Source organism: Streptomyces sp. NPDC006259 (assembly GCF_042870975.1).
Classification (GTDB): Bacteria; Actinomycetota; Actinomycetes; order Streptomycetales; family Streptomycetaceae; genus Streptomyces.
In genome coordinates, this window is sequence record NZ_JBIAHY010000005.1 from 573,398 (window position 1) to 592,198 (window position 18,801).

Below are 18,801 nucleotides of genomic sequence, written 5' to 3' on the forward strand. Positions count from 1 at the left end.
CGGTGCGGCTGGAAGGAGCGGCTACGGTGGCAGGCGAGGACCTGGACGGCATACTGGCGGCGATGGGGCCCAGGCTGCGAGCCGTGCGCGAGCAGCACGGCGCCACGCTCGCCGGTATCAGCCGCGCGACCGGCATCTCGCCGAGCACGCTGTCGCGGATCGAGACCGGCCGGCGCAAACCCACCCTGGAGGTGGTCCTCCAGCTGGCGAAGGAATACGGCGTCTCCCTGGACGAGCTGGCCGGCACCGCACCCGCCCCGGTGGCCGAGTCGCGTGCCTCGGCGCCGCAGAGTTTCGGCGACGACAAGGCGGTGCTGCCGCTCACCAGGTACGTCGGCGGCCTGCACGCCCACAAGCACGTACTGCCCGGCGTCGAGGAACCGTCCGCGCGGCCCCGTCAGGTCTCCCATGAGGGTCATGAGTGGCTGTGTGTTCTGTACGGGCGACTGTGGCTCGCGCTCGGCAACCAGGATCTTGTCCTGGCCGCCGGGGATGTCGCCGAGTTCGACACCCGCACCCCGCACGGGGTGGCGAACGCCGGCCTGGGTGGGCCGGTCGAGTACCTGGTCCTGTTCGGGCCGCAGGGCGAACGACCGCGGCCGCGGACCCCGCCGGCACCCGGCCCCGGGGCCCGGTAGCCCGCAGTGCCCTTGACCGATCCGGACGCGGTACCGCTCAGCGTCGCGCAGCGGCCGCAAGCCACCGGCACCTTCGGCAGACCGAAACCGGCATCGACAACAGGGCCACACCTATACCCTGCTCAATTCGCCAACTCGAGGCGTTGACCCGGCAGGCGGGCCCCCGGCGCCCTGCCCGGGCGTCGGGCGCGGGCCGCGGGCCCCGGGCCCGGCCTCACCGTCCCGCCGGAGCGACCCGGGGCTCCGCGGGCTCCGGGAGGCGGCGGGCCAGTACCCAGGCGAGCAGGGGGAGGGCGACCAGCGGGAGGAGGGCCGTACGCAGTGAGGCGGCGTCGGCCGCGGCGCCGATGAGGGGGCTCGCGAGACCGCCGATGCTGACGGTCAGGCCCAGGGTGACTCCGCTCGCCGTGCCCATGCGCGTCGGCAGGTAGTCCTGGCCCAGGGTGACTTGCAGGGAGAACGGCACGTACAGGGTGGCGGCGGCCAGCGCCGCGCAGACGTACACCAGCGGCAGCGGGAGGAAGAGGATGCCCGCGACGGCGGGGACCGCCGCCGCGTAGGAGCGGTGGACCGTGGTGACCCGGCCCCAGCGGGCGGCCAGCCGGCCCCCGGCGAGGGTTCCGCCGGCGCTCCCCGCGAAGAGGGCGAACAGGGCGACGGCTCCGCCGGTTTCGCCGCCGCCGCGCTCACGGACGTACAGGGCGATGAAGGTGCTCAGGCCGATGAAGACCACCGAGCGGACGACGACCACCAGACAGAGCCGCAGGAAGGCCCGCCAGTCGTTCGCGGGCTGCCGCGAGGCACTCGGGGCCGCACCGCTTCCGGAGGGCGAACGCTTCGCGGACGGCGGCCAGTTGAGGAACACCCCCAGCGCGGCCGGCAGGGCCAGCAGCCACCACCCCGCCGTACCGGGAAGGGCCAGCGCGGCGACGACCAGCAGCGGGGCGCACGCGAAGCCGATGTTGCCGCCGAGCGCGAACCAGCTCATCGCCCCGTGCCCGGTCCCGCCCATCGTGCGGACCAGGCGGGCGGCCGCCGGGTGGTAGGCGGCGACGCCCAGCCCGGACAGCGCGACGGCGGTGAGCGTGGCCGCGTACCCGGCGTCGAGGCCGACCAGGGCGACGCCCAGCCCCGCGGCGGCGGTGGCCAGGGGGAGCAGCCAGGGCATCGCCCACCGGTCGGTGAGCGCTCCGAACAGCGGCTGGACCACGGAGGAGAGCAGCGAGGCGGCCAGCACGATGCCGGAGGCGGCGGCGTACCCGTACGCGCGCTCGGAGACGAGGAAGGGGACGAGTGCGGCGACGGAGCCCTGGTAGACGTCGACGCAGGAGTGGCCCGCCGAGAAGGCGGCCGTACGGAGCCGGGCCGGCGCCGGGGCGGGCGCCGGGACCGGGATCGGGGGTGCGGGCATGGATGCCGGGGTCAGGGTCTGTCTCTTGGGGGTCACCCGTCGAGGATCGCTCTCGCCGAGCCCGGCCCGCTTCCGATAAATTGCCGGGTGATGCAGAAAATCCGCCACACTCCTCGCGCGGCGACCAGCGTTCGCGAACTCGACACCCACCACGGCATCGATCCGCACCGCCACGACGACCACCAGATCTGCTACGCCGGTTCGGGGGTGGTCTCCATCACCACCGACGCCGGTGCCTGGGTCGCCCCGACCACCCGTGCCGTGTGGATCCCTGCCGGGACCGTCCACGAGCACCGCGCGTTCGGCCGCGCCGACCTGCACTGCGTGGGTCTGCCGACCCACCTCAACCCGCTCTCGCTCGCCGCCCCCGCCGTGATCGCCGTCGGCCCCCTCCTGCGCGAGCTGATCCTGGCCTACACCAGGGCCCCCGAGGACGGCAGCGCCGAGCGGAGCCGGATGCTGGGGGTGCTCCTCGACGAGCTGCAGACCTCGCCGCTCCAACCGCTGCACCTGCCCGCTCCCTCCGATCCCCGGCTGGCCGCCGTGTGCGCGTTGCTGCACGCCGATCCGGCGGATCCTCGCGGGCTGGCGGAACTCGGGGCGCAGGCCGGAGCCGGGGCCGGGGAGCGGACGCTGAGCAGGCTGTTCCGCGCCGAGCTGGGCATGACCTTCCCCCAGTGGCGGACCCAGCTGCGGCTGCACCACGCGCTGCGGCTGCTGGCCGTGGACACCCCGGTGACGGCGGTCGCGCACCGCTGCGGCTGGTCCTCGGCGAGCGCGTTCATCGACGTCTTCCGCCGGGCCTTCGGCCATACGCCGGGGGTGCACGCCAAGGGGCTGTGACCTGCCCCCGCCTCGCCGTCGTTCCGCCACCGGGCGATGATGGAGGGGAGGGGTGCGGAGGGTCAGGCCGCTGGGAGGCGCTCGTGGGGCACACCCGGACAACCGACGTACTGATCGCGGGCGCCGGCCCGGTCGGACTCAGCGCCGCCGCGGAACTTCGCCGCCAGGGCGTGAGCTGCCGGCTCGTCGACCGCCTGCCCGCCCGGCTCCCGTACGCCAAGGCGGTCGGCGTCCAGCCGCGCACCCTGGAGATCTGGGACCGGATGGGCCTGGCCCGCACCGCCCTGGAGTCCGCCGTCCCGATGCGCGGACAGCTGGTCTACGCCAACGGCCGCCAGCAGGCGCGGATCGAACTCACGCTGCCGCCCGAAGTGCCGTACGGATTCGCCGCGCTGCCGCAGTACGAGACCGAGCGGATCCTCGAGGAGTACGTCGCCGCGCTGGGCACCGTCATCGAACGCGGCACGGAGCTGCTGTCGTTCACCCAGGACGGGGACGGGGTCACCAGCATGCTGCGCACCGCCTCGGGCGATGAGGAGGAGCTGCGCACCCGCTACCTGATCGGCTGCGACGGAGCCCACAGCACCGTGCGCAAGGGACTCGGCCTCTCGTACGAAGGCGGCGCCTTCCCCGAGGAGTACATGCTGGCTGACGTCGAGGCCGACTGGGACCTGCCGCACGGATACGGCATACGGTCCACGCACCGCACCGCCGACGGAACCACCGATGACCTGTTGGTGTGCATCCCGCTGCCCGGCAGGAGCCGATACCGCATGTCGATGCTGGTCCCGCCGGAACTCTCGGCGCAGCCGGCCGACGGGGCGCGCGCGGCCGGCGCGGGAGCCCGGGACCCCGCCCGGGACGGCGCACGGGACCGTGTACCGGAAGCGGGACGCGGCGACGGGGTGGCGCACGGCCTGGAGGGCGGCCGCGTCCCCGGGCTGTCCCACATCCAGGCCGTCGTCGACCGCCTCGCCCCGATCCCGGCCGCCGTCTCCCGGCTGCGCTGGGCCTCCGTCTTCCGCATCAGCCACCGCATCGTCAACCGCTACGGCGAAGGGCGCGTCTTCGTCGCGGGCGACGCCGCCCACATCCACCCGCCCACCGGAGCCCAGGGCATGAACACCGGTATCCAGGACGCCTGCAACCTGGCCTGGAAGCTCGCCGTGGTCCTGCGCGGTGCGGCGGGAGCCGCCCTGCTCACCACCTACGACGCCGAGCGCCGCCCGGTCGGCCAGGAGGTCGTCGGGCGGACCGTGCGCCACGCGCGCCAGGGCATGGAGACCGAACCGGACGATCCGGTGACCGTGCTGCTGGGCGAGGCCCAACTCCTCGTCGGCTACCGGGACGGGCCGCTCGCCGGCGCCCCGTACGGTCCGGCCGGGGCGCCCCAGCCCGGTGAACGGGCCCCGGACTGCGCCGGTCTGGCCCTGCCCGGCGCCGCCTACCCCGTGCGCCTGCTCGACGTCCTGCGCGGCCACCCGGGTCACGCGCTGCTCCTGTACGGGGACGGCGCCGCCGCCCTCGCCGCGGCGGCCGAGGCCGCCGGACAGCTCCCCGGCCCCGGCCCGCGGACCGTCGCCGTCCTCGCCCGCGATGCCGCCGAGGATGCGTCCGCCGCCCTGGGCGTCCCCGGATACCGGGACGCCGCCGGGGAGTTCGCCCGGCTCTACGCGGCCGACGGCCCGACCGGATTCCTCGTACGCCCCGACGGGTACCTCGGCGCCCGCTTCCCGCTCGCCGACACGGAGGCGGCCCTGGCCGGCTATGCCGCCACCCTGTCCGCTCCGGACGCGCGAAGCTAGTGCGATCGCTTGGACACGGTCGTTGTCGGCGCCTGTTTCGGTAGTTCCGGGGGAGCAGTCCTTCGACCACAGGACGCAAACGGGGGCGAGTAGGGGCGCCTTGATAGTTGTTGCGCTTCGTCATAGAAGCCGCTGTCTCTTTCGCGCCCGGTGTCTCCGACTGGCGGTGGCGCACTTCTCCTGGGCGTCGATGACGAGGTCGGTGGTCACCCGCAGAGCCGTTCCTCGGCGTCCCGCTGGCGGGCGAGGACCGGTTATTCGGCTGGGACGGGCGTCACCGGCCTGCCCGAACGAGCCCGGCGCCCGGATCCACGAGACGTGCAGCGGGGAACTGACGGGCGGCCACTGACGGCGAGGAGAATCCCCCGGATTCACTCGAAAGGAGTAGCCGTCTGGGCAACTGTGGCAAGAGCGTCACAGGGGAGAAGCGGTGGCAGTACCTTGAGCGTCCCGCTCCTCGCACAGGAGTGGCTGCCCGCCACGCTCGTCACCCTGTCGGCCGTCGTGCGCGGGGATGGAGACTGTGCGGGGCTTGCCGGTGTTCTCCCGTCGCCCGACGATGGGAGAACTCGGGGGATTTGACGGACCATCAGGGGGAGCGACGTGTCTGGTGTGAGTCTTCCGGACCACCGGTACAGCCGCACGGAGGCCACACGCCTGCTGTGCGCCGGTGTCTATCAGGACGCGGGCTTCCGACGTCGCGTCATCGAGGAACTCCTCGACCATCGCGAGCGGCCGGTCGCCCCGCCCAACGGGATCGACGTCCTGCCCGTCCTCTCGCACGCCCTGCGGGTGACCAGGCAGGAGGCGCGTGCCGCCCTGCTGATGCTCGGGGCCTGGGCGGGCTTCTTCCTCTCCGACGTGATCATGTTCTGGGACAGCCTCTCCGATCGCTGGGGCGACGGCGCCGACGTCCACTTCAGCGATGTCGTCACCGCGTTCTTCGAGGGCGACGACCGGCTCACCGACGGGATGCCCCTGCCTTGGTCGGTGTGGTACGCGATGGTCTGCCTGGCGCTGTGGTTCGCCCACACGGCCCGCGGAGGCGGCAGCGCCGCCCGGTCCGCCGGGTTACCGGACCCGGTCGCCAAGGCCGCCGACGGCGCCGGTTCGCTGCTCTCCCTGGGCGCCGCGGCCTTCGCCCTCTTCTACTGGTACCGCTACGTCTTCGGCGTGCTCGGCGGTGGTGTGCAGACGCCGTACCCCCTGCTCTTCCCCCTCGCGATGGCGCTCATCGCCTGGTGGTACCAGACCTGGCAGCGCAAGGACCTGTGCCGCAGACTGGCCCGCTGGACCTTTCCCACCGCCACCCAGCCGGAGCTGCCCGCGGGCCCCTTGTACGAGATGGTGCGCGACGACATCCGGCGCGAGCAGGAGGCCGCGCTCACGCTGTACGGCGACGACAGTCCCTTCGTCGGCCTCGGGGAGCAGGGCACTCCCTGGTCGTTCGCGATGGAACTGCGCCCGCGCACCCGGCAGGCCGGCGAGGCCGACTTGGCGGATGCCGTCCCCGGCACGACGGACGGTGGCGCTCTGCCCCGCCAGACCGGCGGCACCGACGGCGCCGGTCCGCCCGACCGGATCCACAGCACCGACGGCGGTGCGCTGCCCCACCCGATCCGAGGGCCCCTCACCGCCGACTCCGCGCTCTCCATGATCGAACCGCAGCTGACACGACTGCGCGAGTCCGCCGCCCTGAGCGGCCGGGACCGGCTGCGGGACCTGGAGGTCGAGCGGTTCGTCTACCTGCCGGGCGGCGTGGCACGCGACGAGGAACTCGAGGTCGGCGGCGTCTCCGACCCGGCCACGCTGCCTCATGGGGCCGGTCAACGGCGCGGCCGGTCCGTCTACGACTCCACCCAGGTCGCCGCCCATCTGCGGGAAGCCGTCGACGAGGGCGGCGAGGGCCGACGGGTGTTCCTTCGCGTCCGCGTCGGCGCCTGGCACGAGCAGGTCGTCGTCACCGTCCTCGTCCGGGTGCACACCCAGGGCCGCATGCTCATGCTCGAAGTGGTGCCCTTCGTTCTCAGCCCCGTCCGCAGGGAGTTCCGCGCCGTCGACGCCTTCGTGGACCAGCTTCCCGAGACCTGGGTCCGGGCGGCGCTGCGCGCCCTGCGACAGGCCCCGGTGGTCGCGGTCGACACCGGCATCGGAGGACTCGCCACCCTGCGCAACGCGGTGGTGTCCGGCTGGAAGGACAGCGAGGGGCTCCCGGACGTGCCGAGAGTCTCGCTCCGCGAAGTGGTGAGCACCAACCGGCTGTCCGCCTTCCAGCGGATGGACAGCACCCGCTATGTGAAGACGATTCAGGAACGCATCGTCAACGGAGTCCGTGAAGCCCTCCAGGCGCACGGCTACCGCACCGAGGAGTTCGAGCAGCACGTCTACCAGCTCAGCGGCGGCAGCGTGTTCATCAAGGACATGTCCGGCGGTGCGGTGGCCACGGGCAGCCACGGCCACGCCGCCCACCACGACGGCCCGCCGCCCACGTCGGCGACCCGCGCGAACCACACACCCTGACACCCGAATCCGTACGACCTGAGAGAGGGGACTCCCCAGATGTCGAGCAGCCCAGACAGCGGTCCGGAGCAGCCGTCGAGCAGCGGAGGCGGCGTGAGCATCGGCTCGATGACCGGAGGGTCGATCGCCACCGGCAGTCACGGTAGGGCGACGTCGTACAACACCACCGGCGAGGGACCGGACCCCCGGCACGCCGAACTCCTCGCAGCCATCCGGGACCTGCGCGGTGCGCTGCCGCCGGTGGCTGACCGCAGCGAGGAGGACGCCGTGCTCGACGGTGAACTCGCCGAGGCCGAGGCCGACATCGTGGGGGCGGGAACCGCCGGCAGCGGCCGGCTCACCCGACTGCTGAACGGAGTACGGAGTTGGCTGGGTTCCCAGGGCGCCGCCGTCGGCGCGGTCGCGTCGGCCACCGCCGTCGTCCAGGGTGTCGCCCAACTGCTCGGCTGATGAGCGGACCACACCCGATGACGGACCCACCGGGGCACGGAGGACGGCAACGATGAGAGTGTTCGACACCGAACGGCAGGAGTGGGCCGGGTCACGACGTGAACGCCTCTTCCACGTCGAGCAGTACCTCGACCTGCCGCGCCAGCGGAACGTTCTCCAGCGCACGGCGGTCGTCCTCGCCGTGAGCGCAGTGGCGTTCGGTACCTGGGCCCTGGCATGGAAGGACGAACCGAAGCCCTACCGTCCGCCGGCCCAGGAGGCACCCGTCGAACCGGGCGTGACCGACGACGGCGTTCCGGGGGAGGAGACGACGGCCGATCCGACCGTGACGGCATCGGCGTCGCCGCCCCCGGGCTTCCTGGATCCCGGCGACCCGGAGGGCTTCCGCATCGCCCTGCCCGAGGGCTGGTCCCGCGAGAGCAACCCGTCGCAGTACGGCATCGACATCGTGGAGTACCGCGCTCCGGACGGCATCCGCCGGATCCAGATCTTCCAGCTCATGGAGGACTCCGCGCACGCCTCGGTGGTGGAAGCCCAGAAGACGGCGAGCAAGTTGGACGGCTACCAGCAGATCCACCTGGGGGACGTGCCGGACGCGTCGGGGAACGAGGCGGCCGAGCACGAGTACACGGCGGACGAACTGAGTGGGGAACCCACCGCCGGCTCCGCCTACCACGTCATCGACCACCGTTTCGAGGCCGCCGACGGAGAGAACTACGCCCTCATCGTCTACGGGGCACAGGGCGACGGAGTCGAGGACGAACGCGCACTGCTCGACACGGCCCGCGCCTGGTTCTGCCCACCGTCCATGGAGTGCCCGGCGCCGGAGCCCTCCTGAGCAAGTGTCGGAGCTGGACCGGTTGCGGCGCTCACCGCGGGATGTCTCGGCGGCGGGGGTGGGCACGGCGCTGGAGCGGTACGACGCGTTGAAGGCGTTCGGCGGCGGGTCGTGGGATCCGGCCGCGATCCCGCCGGGCCGTCCGCAGGCGCTGGTGCGGTTCGCCAGAGCCGCCCGCGCCCAAGGTCCAGGCCAAGGTCTTCACCCCCGCCTGGTGGCGCCTGGTCCTCCCACCCCCGCCGGTGCCCGTGGCCGGCGTCGGTAAGCGGGCTCTGGTCGTGGCGACCGCGGAGGCGTTGCGGACCGGCCTGCACCGACAGGAGGTGTACGCGCCGGGCCTGCGCCGGTGGGGCGGCCGGCCCCAATGCTCGGCTGCTGAACGACACCACTCGGGAAGCCGCCCGCTCACGAGTGTTCGAAAGACTCGGCCCGAACGCCGACCCCGGTCCCGTCCTCACGGGCTGGATCGGCCGCCCGGACCACGCGCACCGGGCTGTGGTCCAGGCCTCCGTGCCGCTCCACAGTGGCAGCTCTCCGCAGGGCGCGGCCGCCTCCTGATGGACTTGCCGGGACCATCCCCGTGCGGGGAGCAGGCCGTGGGGTTGCCGACCTCCAGGCCGCACAGGGCCCCGGAAGTCGCTTCATTCGGGGCCCGAGCCGGGACGTTGCCTGTTGCGCCGCGCGGGGACCACGATCCTCAGCCCGAACGGGATCACTGTCTCTTCGCGGTGCACGTAGGCTCTGGATGCGCGCGGTCGACCGGGGGCGCGCCGGGTCTGTGCCCGAGGGGTTGGACGAAGGGATCGTTCCGCTGTGCCGCATCCTCAAGAGGAAGAAGTCCTGGCCCGGATCGCCAAAGGGCTTGTCTACACCGAGTCGGAAGCGGCCTTCCAGGGCCCGCGGCGTCGCACCGAGCAGATCTTCGAGTACAACCACACGCCACCGAGTGAAACGGAGAAGCGCCGATCGCTGCTCGTCGCGATCTTCGGCTCGGTCGGTGAACGCACGGTGCTCCTGCCGCCGTTCCACGCCGGTTTCGGCAGCAACGTCCACATCGGTGACGACTTCTTCGGGAACGTGAACCTCACGTTCGTCGACGACGTGGACATACACATAGGCAATGGTGTCATGATCGCGCCGAGCGTGACGCTGACCACGACGGGACACCCGGTGCATCCCTCCCGACGCGCTGACTTCGGACGGTTCTCGCAACCGATCGTGATCGAGGACAAAGTGTGGATCGGCAGCAACGCGGTGGTCCTGCCCGGCGTTCGTATCGGATACGGGTCGGTCATCGGCGCTGGCAGCGTCGTCAGCCGCAGCATTCCCCCGATGACCGTCGCGGTCGGGGCCCCCTGCCGGGTGGTCCGCCCCATCACGGACGAGGACCTCACCACACGTACCACCGGGGATGACGGGCTGCCCCGCGATTGATCTCGGGTCGTGCTGGCCCAGAGGTTCGGCGGGGGATTCAGCGAGTCGTCGGGCTGCCGGTGCGCACGAGGACGAGTTCCGTGCTCGACTCCTGCTGGCTGGGCCTGCGGGCCGCGCGGTCGGAGACCGGGCCGGCAACGGCACGGTGGGTTTCGCCGTAGGTCTCGCGGCGCCCTGTGCAGCGCTGGAGCGGGCGCCACTGGCGGTGCTCGGCATTCGCGTGTGCGACACGGATCCGGGGCGAGGATCGGCGGCACTTCATCTCGCGCCAGCCGTACTCCTCGGTCAGAGGGGCGTCGTCCTGGTCGAGGTGATGGGGTTTCTCCGGCGGGGCGGCCGAGACCTGGTCGGGGAACTCGTTCACAAGTCACCGAGGGCATTGTGGAGCACGTCCGTCAGCGCCCCACCGTGAAGGCCGAGGTCGACGACGGATACCGAGGAGGTTCTGCCTGCGCTTGCCGGAGACGAAACGCCCGCAGTTCGGGACGGCCCCCCTTCGGGCGGCGGACCTGGGTCTCCATCCCGTCGATCCGCAAGGTCACGTTCTCGGCCGCGGCGTATGCGAACACATCCTCCAGCGTGTGCAGTCGCCGTTCCGACCGCTCGGGGACGGCGAAGCCGCGCTCGGCGAGCAGCAGACGGATCTCATCGATCGCCCGACCGATCGTGGACCAACTCACCTGGTAAATTGCGCCGAGTGCGGCTGAGTGAGCCCGGTCCGCAGGTGTACCAAGGCCACCAGCAGCCGGTCGACGAAGAGCAGCTCATACCCAGCTCATACTTCGCGGCCCCGCTCCCGCCTCCCGACGGCGACGGCCTCGCCGTCGGTCGTGACGGCCGGACTCGCACCGCGCCGCCCAGCGCGATGCAGCTCGGCCGCGAGGTCACCCAGGTGCCCCGCCGACAGGCCGCAGAAGGCAGGATGGGACATAGCCGCGCGGCCCTGACCAAGGCGCACACCTCGGCAACCTGACGGTCCGGCAGCACGCCACCTCCCACGGGAAGACGCGGTCAAGCGGGCTGCCACAGCTCGACTCGGTTGCCCTCGGGATCGGTGACCCAGCCGAATCGACCGACACCGTCCATGTCCTGCGTTTCCTCGGCCACGTCCGCTCCCTTGGCACGCAATTGCGAGAGCATCGCGTCCAGGTCGCGGACTCGGAAGTTCAGCATGGTCTGCTGGGTGCGGGACCCGAAGTAGTCGGTCTCGGACTCGAACGCCGCGAACACCGTCGGCCCGGCCTCCTGACTCCACAGGCCGTGTTCATCCGCGGCCAGGCCCAGGCAGTCGCGATACCACGCACTCAAGGCCGCGGGGTCGGTTGCCCGCATGAAGTGTCCACCGATTCCAAGTACTCGTTCCATTCCGCCATCCTGCCAGGACAGCGACCGGGCGGGCCCGGCACCAGACCTGCACCCGCTGCACCCCGTCTCCACGCGGGGGAACTCGTCAGCTAGGACATGAGATGGGTGGCGGAACGCGCGCGTTCCCACATGCCGGGAATCTGCTCGGTCGGGCGCTGCTGTTCGCCGTGCAGGGCGTTCAGCACGACCAGGCATCCGGTCAGGGCCGGCACCGCCCACTGGGCACAGGCCAGCTGCCGCCGCGCCTTGTCGAGGTCGATCGGGTGCCTGCTCGCCTTCTCGGCGTCCTCGGGGTCCGGGGAGGCTGCCAGCTCGACCTTCTTGCCCAGGACCCGGGCGTAGGCGGTGGCGGCCAGAGCCGCGGCGGTGACGACCGTCTTGGCCGCGGTGGAGCCGGCGACGCCCTGCTGGGTGGCGACGCGATGGGCGTTCACCGCGAGCAGCCCACCCCCGCCGAACAGGTGTGCGCCGATGGCGGCCGCGTTCACCGGAGCCCACTTCGCCCAGCCCGAGGAAGAGATCCGGTCCCGGGTCGCCTCCGTGCCGCCCTCATCCTGGGCCGCGCCGTTGAGGCCGATGGCGCCCATCAGGGAGCCACCGAACCAGGCTGCCAGCCCCACATCGTGCAGGCTGCGGATGACGGTGTTGCGCTCTGACATCTCGGTACTCCTTCGGTGGCGGTCGCAAGGGGCCCGCTCGACGAAGACGGCGCCCCCGCTCCACCCTTGCCGGACTGCGTACACCCCGCCATCACGGCGGGCCGTACGGGTGCACCCCTATCCGGTGTGCGCCGTCGGCCGGCCCCGCATGGGGCGGGATACTTGCGGCGCGCGCTGAGTAACCAAGTCGAGGCCGCCCCGACCCGGCGCCTGGGGACGACGCCCGACCCGTCGGCGTCGGCCGACCCGGCGATGACCGAGGCGACCAGGCGGTGCGACGGCTGGTGCCGACTCGTAAGCTGCGGCCATGACCGAGATCCAGACTCCGACGCCCTCGGAAGCCTTCGACCTGCTACTGGCCGGTAACCAACGCTTCGTCGCCGACGTCCCCGAGCACCCGAACCAGGACGCCACCCGCCGGGCCGAGATCGCACCGGCCCAGCAGCCCTTCGCCGTGCTGTTCGGGTGTTCCGACTCCCGGCTGGCCGCTGAGATCATCTTCGACCGCGGCCTGGGCGACCTCTTCGTGGTGCGCACCGCGGGCCACGTCGTAGGTGCGGAGGTGCTGGGCAGCATCGAGTACGGCGTGGACGTGCTGGGCAGCCCGCTGGTGGTGGTGCTCGGTCATGACTCGTGCGGTGCGGTGGGTGCGGCGTGCGCCGCGCTGGAGGACGGCATGGCACCGGGCGGGTACGTCCGGGACGTGGTCGAGCGGGTGACCCCCAGTGTGCTGGCGGCGCGGGCCGCTGGACTGGTGGAGCCGAAGGAGATCCTCGCCGAGCACATCAGGCACACCGTCGATCTGCTGCTGGACCGCTCCCGGGTACTCGCCGAGAAGGTGGCCGCCGGCCAGGCCGCGGTGGTGGGCCTGTGCTACCGGCTGGCCGACGGCAGCGCACAGGTAGTCGCGTCCCGCGGCCTCGAGACGCACGTCGCCACCACGTCCTGATCCCGACCACCTCGGCCGCGGCTGCCCCCGCGTGATGGGCCGCGGCCGGAAGGGGACCTCACCTTCTCGATCAGGGTGGGTGGGAGCGTGTGGCTGGGTGCTTCGGCCGGCACACCGCGCAACGGGGATGTTGGTCATACCGTGGGCCGGGGCCGGGGCCGGGGCCGGGGCTGGCGCCTGCGGCGTGGCGGAGCCGGTTGGCGATCGCCAGTCCCACCGCGAGGCCATCGGACGGGAGTGGGCTCCCACTCCACCGCACTGACCTCACCCGATGCGCACCACTCCCGCGCGTCGGCCGGCCGGCACTCCTCGGGGCCGCGGCGCGTGCAGCCGCGGCCCCGCTGCCCCTACGGTCAGCGCGGACGGACACGGCCGCGCAGTTCCTCAGGGAGGCGCACGGTGCCCTGGACAGCGGCCCCACGTTGTCCGCGGCCTTCCTGAACGCCTCCGGCATGGTGGCCCCCGACGGCGGCGTACACCGCCGCCGAGGCCCATGTGCCCTGTGCCGCCCAGCAGTTCACGGCCCTGGCTGAGCAGACCGCAGCCCGCCTTGTCCGCCGGCTACGGGCAGGAGCCTTCGCCGGCGCAGTGCGTGCTGTACGGGGGCGTTTCCTCCTGGCCCTGCGCTAGAAGGTCAGGTTCCAGGCGTCGATCTTGCCTGTGTCGGAGGCGGCGTTGTCGTTGACGCGCAGCTTCCAGGTGCCGTTCGCGACCTCCGAGGAGGCGTTCACGGTGTAGGTCTGGGCGATGTTGTCGGCGCTGCCGCCGGCGTGGTTGTGCAGCGTGTAGACGGTGCCGTCCGGTGCCACCAGGTCGACCTTGAGGTCACCGATGTAGGTGTGCTTGATGTCCACACCCACCTTGAGGGTGGCCGGGGCGTTGCCGGTCACGCCGGTCACGGCGATCGGGCTCTCCACGGTCGCGTTGTCGTTGACGGTGACGTCCGCGAGGTTCTCGAAGTACTTGCCGGGCGGCGGGGTGGTCCCGACGGCCTTGAGGGCGTCGACCTGTCCTTCACCGAAGAACGAGTTGCTGGCCGTCGTGCCCGTGCAGCGGCTGTCCGAGGGGCAGGCGATGTCGTTGGCCTGGGCGGCCAGCTTGGCGCGGATCTGCGCCGGGGTGATGCCCGGGTCGGCGCTGGCCATGAGTGCCGCCACGCCGACCACGTGCGGGGTGGCCATCGAGGTGCCGCTCTTGCTGCCGTAGCCGCCGCCGGGGACGGTGGAGTACACGTTGCTGCCCGGCGCCGCGACGTCGATGACGCCCTGCCCGTAGTTGGAGAACGAGGCCTTGGTGACGCCCGTGCCGTTGGCCGCGACCGTGACCACGCCCGGCAGCTCGGTCGGGATGTCGAGGCAGGCGTTGGTGATGGTGCGGGTGACCGGCGTCGAGTCGTTCGGGCTCGCGGAGTCGGTCGTCTTGTGGGCGAGGTCGTAGTTCTCGTTGCCCGCCGCGGCGATCTGGAGGGAACCCTTGCCCTCGGCGTACTCCTGGGCGCGCTTGACACCCTCGATGATGGCGGCCTGGTCGATGTTGTCCGGGCAGTTGAACTGCCACGGGTCCGTGTAATAGCTGTTGTTGGTGACCTTGAAGCCGTGGTCACCGGCCCAGACGAAGCCGCAGATGGTGTTCTCGGCGAAGAAGAAGGAGTTGCCCGGCTCGGCGACCCGGACCGCGGAGATCCTCACCCCGGGGGCCACGCCGACGACGCCCTTGCCGTTCTTGGCCGCGGCGATGGTGCCCGCTACGTGGGTGCCGTGTGTGTCGACGTCCCGCCAGGCGCCGGCACGGGTGTCGGGCTTGCCGTAGGCGCAGGAGACCGAGTCGGCCGCGTTGAAGTTGGGCGCCAGGTCCTGGTGCCGGTCGTCCACACCGGTGTCCAGGATGCCGACCTTGACGGAGGCGGAGCCCGGGTTCACGGCCCAGGCCTGGTCGGCCTTGATCTGGCTCATGTCGGCCCGGACCGGTTCTCCGGCCGGGGTCGAGGCCTGGGCCGGATCGGCCGGGAGCGCCGGGTTGTAGGCGTCGGCCGGGACGTCCGAGGTGCGCGTGGCGCCGACCTGCTGCACACCGGCGACGCCGCGCATGGTGGCGGCGAATCCGCTGGACGCCGAGTGGGCGACGATCACGCCGATGGCGTCGAAGTTCGAGAAGACGGTGCCGCCGTTGGCCGCGATCGCGGAGCGGACCGCCGAACTGTCACCGGGGGCCGTGATCACCAGATAGGCACGCGTGCCGGCCACCCAGGTCGCACTCCGGGAAGCCGGCACGGCGGCCGGAGCGTGGGTCTTGGCGGCCGGTGCGGTGGAGGGGACGACGGGGAGCGTGCCCGCGAGGGCGCCCGGGGCGCCGAACGCGAGAGCGGCACCGAGCGTGGCCGCCAGCACCAGCGTGCGTCTGGGTCGGCTGGATATGTGGGGTATCAATGCGTCCTCCGAAGACGGCCCGGCCGTGCTGAGGGCACCGGCCGGGCCGTACGAAACGAGTGGTGGATGCAAGATGTCAGACCGGTCCTCCTGTACGGAAGTACCTTTCCGTGCAGGGACGTTACAGAGGGACAGGGACGGCTGAAAAAGACCTACTCCGGGCATCGGGGTGGTCGGGATCCACTGGGAGTTCCGCGCCGTCGACCGCGCCCGGGCGTACGCCGTCGGCCTGGTGCCGGCCGAGCTGCCCGCACGGGCTGATGCCGGTGTTGGTATCCGGGTGAGGTAGAGAGGGTCCCGCCCGCTGCGCGAGTCATTCCGTTCGAAGGCGCTCGGTGTCGGGTGGCGACTTCGCGAGGCGCATACTCGGTGATCGTTGCGGTGTGATGGGCAGAAGCTGCGGCGAGCGTTGCAGTGATCGGGCAGGGAAGGCGAAGGGCATGGGGGACATGAGCGAGGCGAGTCGGCCGGTGATGCCGGAGACGGTGGACAGTCCGGCTTCGCGGGCGCAGCCGACCGGTAAGGCGGCGCGGTGGCTGCTGCGTCACCAGGTGCAGCCGGTGGGGCCGGCGGCCGGTGAGAGTCATGCCGAGCAGCATGCCTGGTGGAAGGTGATGTGCCTGACCGGGGTCGACTACTTCTCCAGCCTGGCCTACGTGCCGGCGATCGCCGCGCTGGCCGCCGGGGCGGTTTCGCCTCTGGCGACGTTGCTGATCGTGGCGTTGACGCTGCTGGGGATGCTGCCGATGTATCGCCGGGTGGCCAGGCAGAGCCCTCATGGCGCGGGGTCGGTGGCGATGCTGGAGGATCTGCTGCCGTTTTGGTGGGGCAAGCTGTTCGTGCTGGTCCTGCTCGGTTTCGTGGCCACCTCGTGGATCATCACGATCACCCTGTCCACGGCGGATGCCTCGGTCCACGTGATGGAGAACCCCTTCTTCCCCGCCGCACTGCACGGCCACGAGGTCGCGTTGACGGTGGCGCTGCTGCTGATCCTGGGGGGAGTGTTCCTGCTGGGCTTCAGCGAAGCGGTCAAGGTGGCCATCCCCCTGGTGGCGGTCTTCCTGCTCCTCAATGCCTTCGTCATCGGCGTCGGTGTGGCACATGTGCTCACCTCTCCCGACGCCTGGTCGGCGTGGACCAGCTCCCTCACCGACCTCGGCGGCTTCGGTGATCTGGCGGGCCCGGCACTGCTGGCCTTCCCCCTGCTGGTGCTGGGGCTGTCCGGCTTCGAGACGGGCGTGAGCATGATGCCGCTGGTGGCGGCCGACGGCGCCGACGCCGAGCAGCGGCTGCAGGCCCGCATCCGCAACACCCGCAAGCTGCTCACCGTCGCCGCGCTCATCATGAGCGTCTACCTGCTGGCCGCCAGTTTCGTCACGACCGTCCTCATCCCCGAGGACGAGTTCGAGCCTGGCGGCGCAGCCAACGGCCGCGCGCTGGCCTGGCTGGCCCATGAACACGTCGGGGAGGCGTTCGGCACCGTCTACGACATCAGCACCATCCTGATCCTGTGGTTCGCCGGTGCCTCCGCCATGGCAGGGCTGATCAACATCGTGCCCCGGTACCTGCCCGACTACGGCATGGCCCCCGAATGGGGACGCGCGGTGCGCCCGGTGGTCATCGTCTACACGGCCCTGTGCATCCTGATCACCATCGCTTTCGAGGCCGACGTCGACAAGCAGGCCGGCGCCTACGCCACCGGCATCCTGGCGATGATGGTCTCCGGCGCTTTCGCCGTCACCGTCTTCGCCGCACGCAACCGCCGACGCGCAGCCACCGCAGGCTTCGCCACGCTCACCGCGGTCCTGTTCTATGCCCTGGTGGCCAACATCGTCGACAAGCCCGACGGCATCGCCATCTCCGGCTTCTTCATCCTGGGCATCATCGTCGTGTCGCTGGTCTCCCGCATCTCCCGCACCACCGAACTGCGCGCCGACCGCATCGTCTTCGACGAGAACGCACGCCGGTTCATCACCGACACTCTCGCCCACGACGAGTCCATCAACATCATCGCCAACCGACGCCAGGCCGGCGACCTTGCCGAGTACAGCGCCAAGGAAGGCGAACAGCGCGGCACCAACCCGGTACCGGGCCTGGCCGACGTGATCTTTCTGGAGATCGACGTCGTCGACCCCTCCGACTTCAGTGAAACCCTCACGGTCCACGGTGTCGAAGTCGACGGCTACCGGATCCTGCGCGCCCAGGCCCCGGCCGCGCCCAACGCCATCGCCGCCATCCTGCTGGCGCTGCGCGATGCCACCGGCGTGCGGCCGCACTGCTACTTCGCGTGGGCCGAGGGCAGCCCTGTGAAGCACATGTTCCGCTACTTCCTCCTCGGCCGCGGCGACACGGCCCCGGTCACCCGCGAGATCATCCGCAGCAACGAACCCGACCCGGACCGCCGCCCCGGCATCCACGTCGGCGGCTGAGCCCGGCACCTCCGTGCCCGCGGGAAAGGACGGCGGTGCCCATCGGTTCACCCTCCGAGGCGGTGTGCCAGGTGGAGCAGATCCGCCAGGTGCAGCACCCGTCCGTCGAAGCCCGGGAGGGGGACGTGGAGCGGCTGGCTCCAGCGCGCGGGGATGGCATCCAGCCCGTAGTACGCCCCCGCGAGGCCTCCGGTCACCGCGGCCACGGTGTCCGTGTCACCGCCGAGGTCGATCGCCGCGCGTATCGCGTCCTCGAAGCTGGTGGTGGTGCGCAGGGCCCAGACGGCGGAGCCCAGGCAGGGCCAGACGGCACCGTTGAACTCGGTCGCCTGCTCGGGGTGCCAGTCGGGCGCGAGGACGGTGGCGTAGCGGCCGCGTCGGTCGGGGTGGACACGGGCCAGGATGTCCGGGAGCGCGGTGAGGGGGTCGGTGTCCTCGAACGTGACGCGGATGAGTTCGTGGAAGATCGCGGTGCCCTCCCAGGCCGCGCGGTCGCCGTGGGTGAGGGCGGCGATGCGGTGGGCCGCGTCCACAGTGGCATCCCGGCCGGCGGGTGCGAAGTGAACCGCGGAGGTGGATGCCCGCATCAAAGAGCCGTTTCCCGCTGCTCGTTGGTTGACCTGGAAATGGATAGCGGCGGCGAGGTCCCAGGGCATGCCGTTGGTCAGGACGTCCTCGGTCTGCAGGCCGATGTCCTTCGGCTCTGACGCCGCCCACCGCCGGAAGCGGGCGAAGATGTCCGGCAGATCCAGTCCGCTCCGCTCCAGCAGGGACTCCGCGACCAGGACGGCCATCTGCGTGTCGTCAGTGGCCTCGCCGGGGTCCCAGCCACCGCCTCCGCACATCTCGCCCCCGGCACCAGGCGCGGGAAACCGCGCGGAGAACGCTCCCGGGGGTCCGAACTCGAAGGGGGCGCCCAGGGCGTCGCCCACCGCTGAGCCGACGACCGCGCCGGCCGCTCGCTGAATCCGCTTCATCCGCGATGGTCGCCCCACGTCATGGTCCGCTGACAAGTACGGCTGTAGACGTCGGAC

16 protein-coding genes are annotated in these 18,801 nt (G+C 71.6%); 9 read left to right on the forward strand and 7 right to left on the reverse strand.

The window, feature by feature from the left end:
• Positions 1 to 62: 62 nt before the first annotated feature.
• The gene (locus ACFYO5_RS23260; protein WP_388712302.1) at positions 63 to 638 is read left to right on the forward strand and encodes a helix-turn-helix domain-containing protein; all 576 of its coding nucleotides are present in this window, start codon (positions 63 to 65) and stop codon (positions 636 to 638) included.
• Positions 639 to 852: 214 nt separating this feature from the next.
• Here ACFYO5_RS23260 and ACFYO5_RS23265 read toward each other — a convergent pair whose 3' ends face one another.
• Positions 853 to 2,085, reverse strand: coding sequence for an MFS transporter (locus tag ACFYO5_RS23265; RefSeq protein ID WP_388711671.1), 1,233 nt, complete (start codon positions 2,083 to 2,085; stop codon positions 853 to 855).
• Positions 2,086 to 2,139: 54 nt separating this feature from the next.
• Here ACFYO5_RS23265 and ACFYO5_RS23270 point away from each other — a divergent pair, with 54 nt between their 5' ends.
• The 6 genes from ACFYO5_RS23270 to ACFYO5_RS23295 all read left to right on the forward strand — a co-directional run bounded on the left by ACFYO5_RS23270 (position 2,140) and on the right by ACFYO5_RS23295 (position 9,939).
• Positions 2,140 to 2,892 carry an AraC family transcriptional regulator gene (locus tag ACFYO5_RS23270; RefSeq protein WP_388711673.1) on the forward strand — a complete coding sequence of 251 codons (753 nt, stop codon included), beginning with the start codon at positions 2,140 to 2,142 and terminating at the stop codon, positions 2,890 to 2,892.
• Positions 2,893 to 2,975: 83 nt separating this feature from the next.
• On the forward strand, positions 2,976 to 4,697 hold the full coding sequence (locus ACFYO5_RS23275) for an FAD-dependent monooxygenase (RefSeq protein WP_388711676.1): 1,722 nt from the start codon (positions 2,976 to 2,978) through the stop codon (positions 4,695 to 4,697).
• Between the two features lie 612 nt (positions 4,698 to 5,309).
• Complete coding sequence (locus ACFYO5_RS23280; protein ID WP_388711679.1) at positions 5,310 to 7,217, forward strand: hypothetical protein; 1,908 nt, start codon at positions 5,310 to 5,312, stop codon at positions 7,215 to 7,217.
• Positions 7,218 to 7,256: 39 nt separating this feature from the next.
• Positions 7,257 to 7,667 (forward strand): hypothetical protein, encoded by a 411-nt coding sequence (locus ACFYO5_RS23285; protein WP_388711681.1) that lies wholly within the window; start codon positions 7,257 to 7,259, stop codon positions 7,665 to 7,667.
• Between the two features lie 52 nt (positions 7,668 to 7,719).
• Positions 7,720 to 8,505, forward strand: a complete 786-nt coding sequence (locus ACFYO5_RS23290; RefSeq protein WP_388711684.1) for a hypothetical protein — start codon at positions 7,720 to 7,722, stop codon at positions 8,503 to 8,505.
• 813 nt (positions 8,506 to 9,318) lie between these two features.
• Complete coding sequence (locus tag ACFYO5_RS23295; protein ID WP_388711687.1) at positions 9,319 to 9,939, forward strand: sugar O-acetyltransferase; 621 nt, start codon at positions 9,319 to 9,321, stop codon at positions 9,937 to 9,939.
• Positions 9,940 to 9,976: 37 nt separating this feature from the next.
• Here ACFYO5_RS23295 and ACFYO5_RS23300 read toward each other — a convergent pair whose 3' ends face one another.
• The 4 genes from ACFYO5_RS23300 to ACFYO5_RS23315 form a co-directional block, all read right to left on the reverse strand.
• Positions 9,977 to 10,303, reverse strand: coding sequence for a hypothetical protein (locus ACFYO5_RS23300; RefSeq protein WP_388711690.1), 327 nt, complete (start codon positions 10,301 to 10,303; stop codon positions 9,977 to 9,979).
• A 31-nt stretch (positions 10,304 to 10,334) separates the two neighbouring features.
• The gene (locus tag ACFYO5_RS23305; RefSeq protein WP_388711694.1) at positions 10,335 to 10,619 is read right to left on the reverse strand and encodes a hypothetical protein; all 285 of its coding nucleotides are present in this window, start codon (positions 10,617 to 10,619) and stop codon (positions 10,335 to 10,337) included.
• Positions 10,620 to 10,950: 331 nt separating this feature from the next.
• Complete coding sequence (locus ACFYO5_RS23310) at positions 10,951 to 11,304, reverse strand: VOC family protein (RefSeq protein ID WP_388711696.1); 354 nt, start codon at positions 11,302 to 11,304, stop codon at positions 10,951 to 10,953.
• An 89-nt stretch (positions 11,305 to 11,393) separates the two neighbouring features.
• Positions 11,394 to 11,963 (reverse strand): hypothetical protein, encoded by a 570-nt coding sequence (locus ACFYO5_RS23315; RefSeq protein WP_388711699.1) that lies wholly within the window; start codon positions 11,961 to 11,963, stop codon positions 11,394 to 11,396.
• 307 nt (positions 11,964 to 12,270) lie between these two features.
• Here ACFYO5_RS23315 and ACFYO5_RS23320 point away from each other — a divergent pair, with 307 nt between their 5' ends.
• On the forward strand, positions 12,271 to 12,912 hold the full coding sequence (locus tag ACFYO5_RS23320; RefSeq protein WP_388711702.1) for a carbonic anhydrase: 642 nt from the start codon (positions 12,271 to 12,273) through the stop codon (positions 12,910 to 12,912).
• Between the two features lie 626 nt (positions 12,913 to 13,538).
• On the opposite strand, the gene ACFYO5_RS23325 is transcribed toward ACFYO5_RS23320, so the two are convergent.
• Positions 13,539 to 15,299, reverse strand: a complete 1,761-nt coding sequence (locus tag ACFYO5_RS23325) for a S8 family serine peptidase (protein ID WP_388711705.1) — start codon at positions 15,297 to 15,299, stop codon at positions 13,539 to 13,541.
• A 512-nt stretch (positions 15,300 to 15,811) separates the two neighbouring features.
• On the opposite strand from ACFYO5_RS23325, the gene ACFYO5_RS23330 reads away from it, so the two are divergent.
• On the forward strand, positions 15,812 to 17,767 hold the full coding sequence (locus ACFYO5_RS23330; protein ID WP_388712305.1) for an amino acid transporter: 1,956 nt from the start codon (positions 15,812 to 15,814) through the stop codon (positions 17,765 to 17,767).
• Positions 17,768 to 17,814: 47 nt separating this feature from the next.
• Here the strand turns inward: ACFYO5_RS23330 and ACFYO5_RS23335 are convergent, their stop codons facing one another.
• Positions 17,815 to 18,744 (reverse strand): ADP-ribosylglycohydrolase family protein, encoded by a 930-nt coding sequence (locus tag ACFYO5_RS23335; protein WP_388711708.1) that lies wholly within the window; start codon positions 18,742 to 18,744, stop codon positions 17,815 to 17,817.
• Positions 18,745 to 18,801 lie beyond the last annotated feature (57 nt).

Excerpts from the sequence above, each read along its gene's own strand:
- ACFYO5_RS23285 (WP_388711681.1), top strand. The coding sequence starts at position 7,257 with ATGTCGAGCAGCCCAGACAGCGGTCCGGAGCAGCCGTCGAGCAGCGGA.
- ACFYO5_RS23315 (WP_388711699.1), bottom strand. The coding sequence starts at position 11,963 with ATGTCAGAGCGCAACACCGTCATCCGCAGCCTGCACGATGTGGGGCTG.
- ACFYO5_RS23260 (WP_388712302.1), top strand. The coding sequence starts at position 63 with ATGGGGCCCAGGCTGCGAGCCGTGCGCGAGCAGCACGGCGCCACGCTC.
- ACFYO5_RS23330 (WP_388712305.1), top strand. The coding sequence starts at position 15,812 with ATGCCGGAGACGGTGGACAGTCCGGCTTCGCGGGCGCAGCCGACCGGT.
- ACFYO5_RS23310 (WP_388711696.1), bottom strand. The coding sequence starts at position 11,304 with ATGGAACGAGTACTTGGAATCGGTGGACACTTCATGCGGGCAACCGAC.
- ACFYO5_RS23270 (WP_388711673.1), top strand. The coding sequence starts at position 2,140 with ATGCAGAAAATCCGCCACACTCCTCGCGCGGCGACCAGCGTTCGCGAA.
- ACFYO5_RS23320 (WP_388711702.1), top strand. The coding sequence starts at position 12,271 with ATGACCGAGATCCAGACTCCGACGCCCTCGGAAGCCTTCGACCTGCTA.
- ACFYO5_RS23290 (WP_388711684.1), top strand. The coding sequence starts at position 7,720 with ATGAGAGTGTTCGACACCGAACGGCAGGAGTGGGCCGGGTCACGACGT.
- ACFYO5_RS23335 (WP_388711708.1), bottom strand. The coding sequence starts at position 18,744 with ATGAAGCGGATTCAGCGAGCGGCCGGCGCGGTCGTCGGCTCAGCGGTG.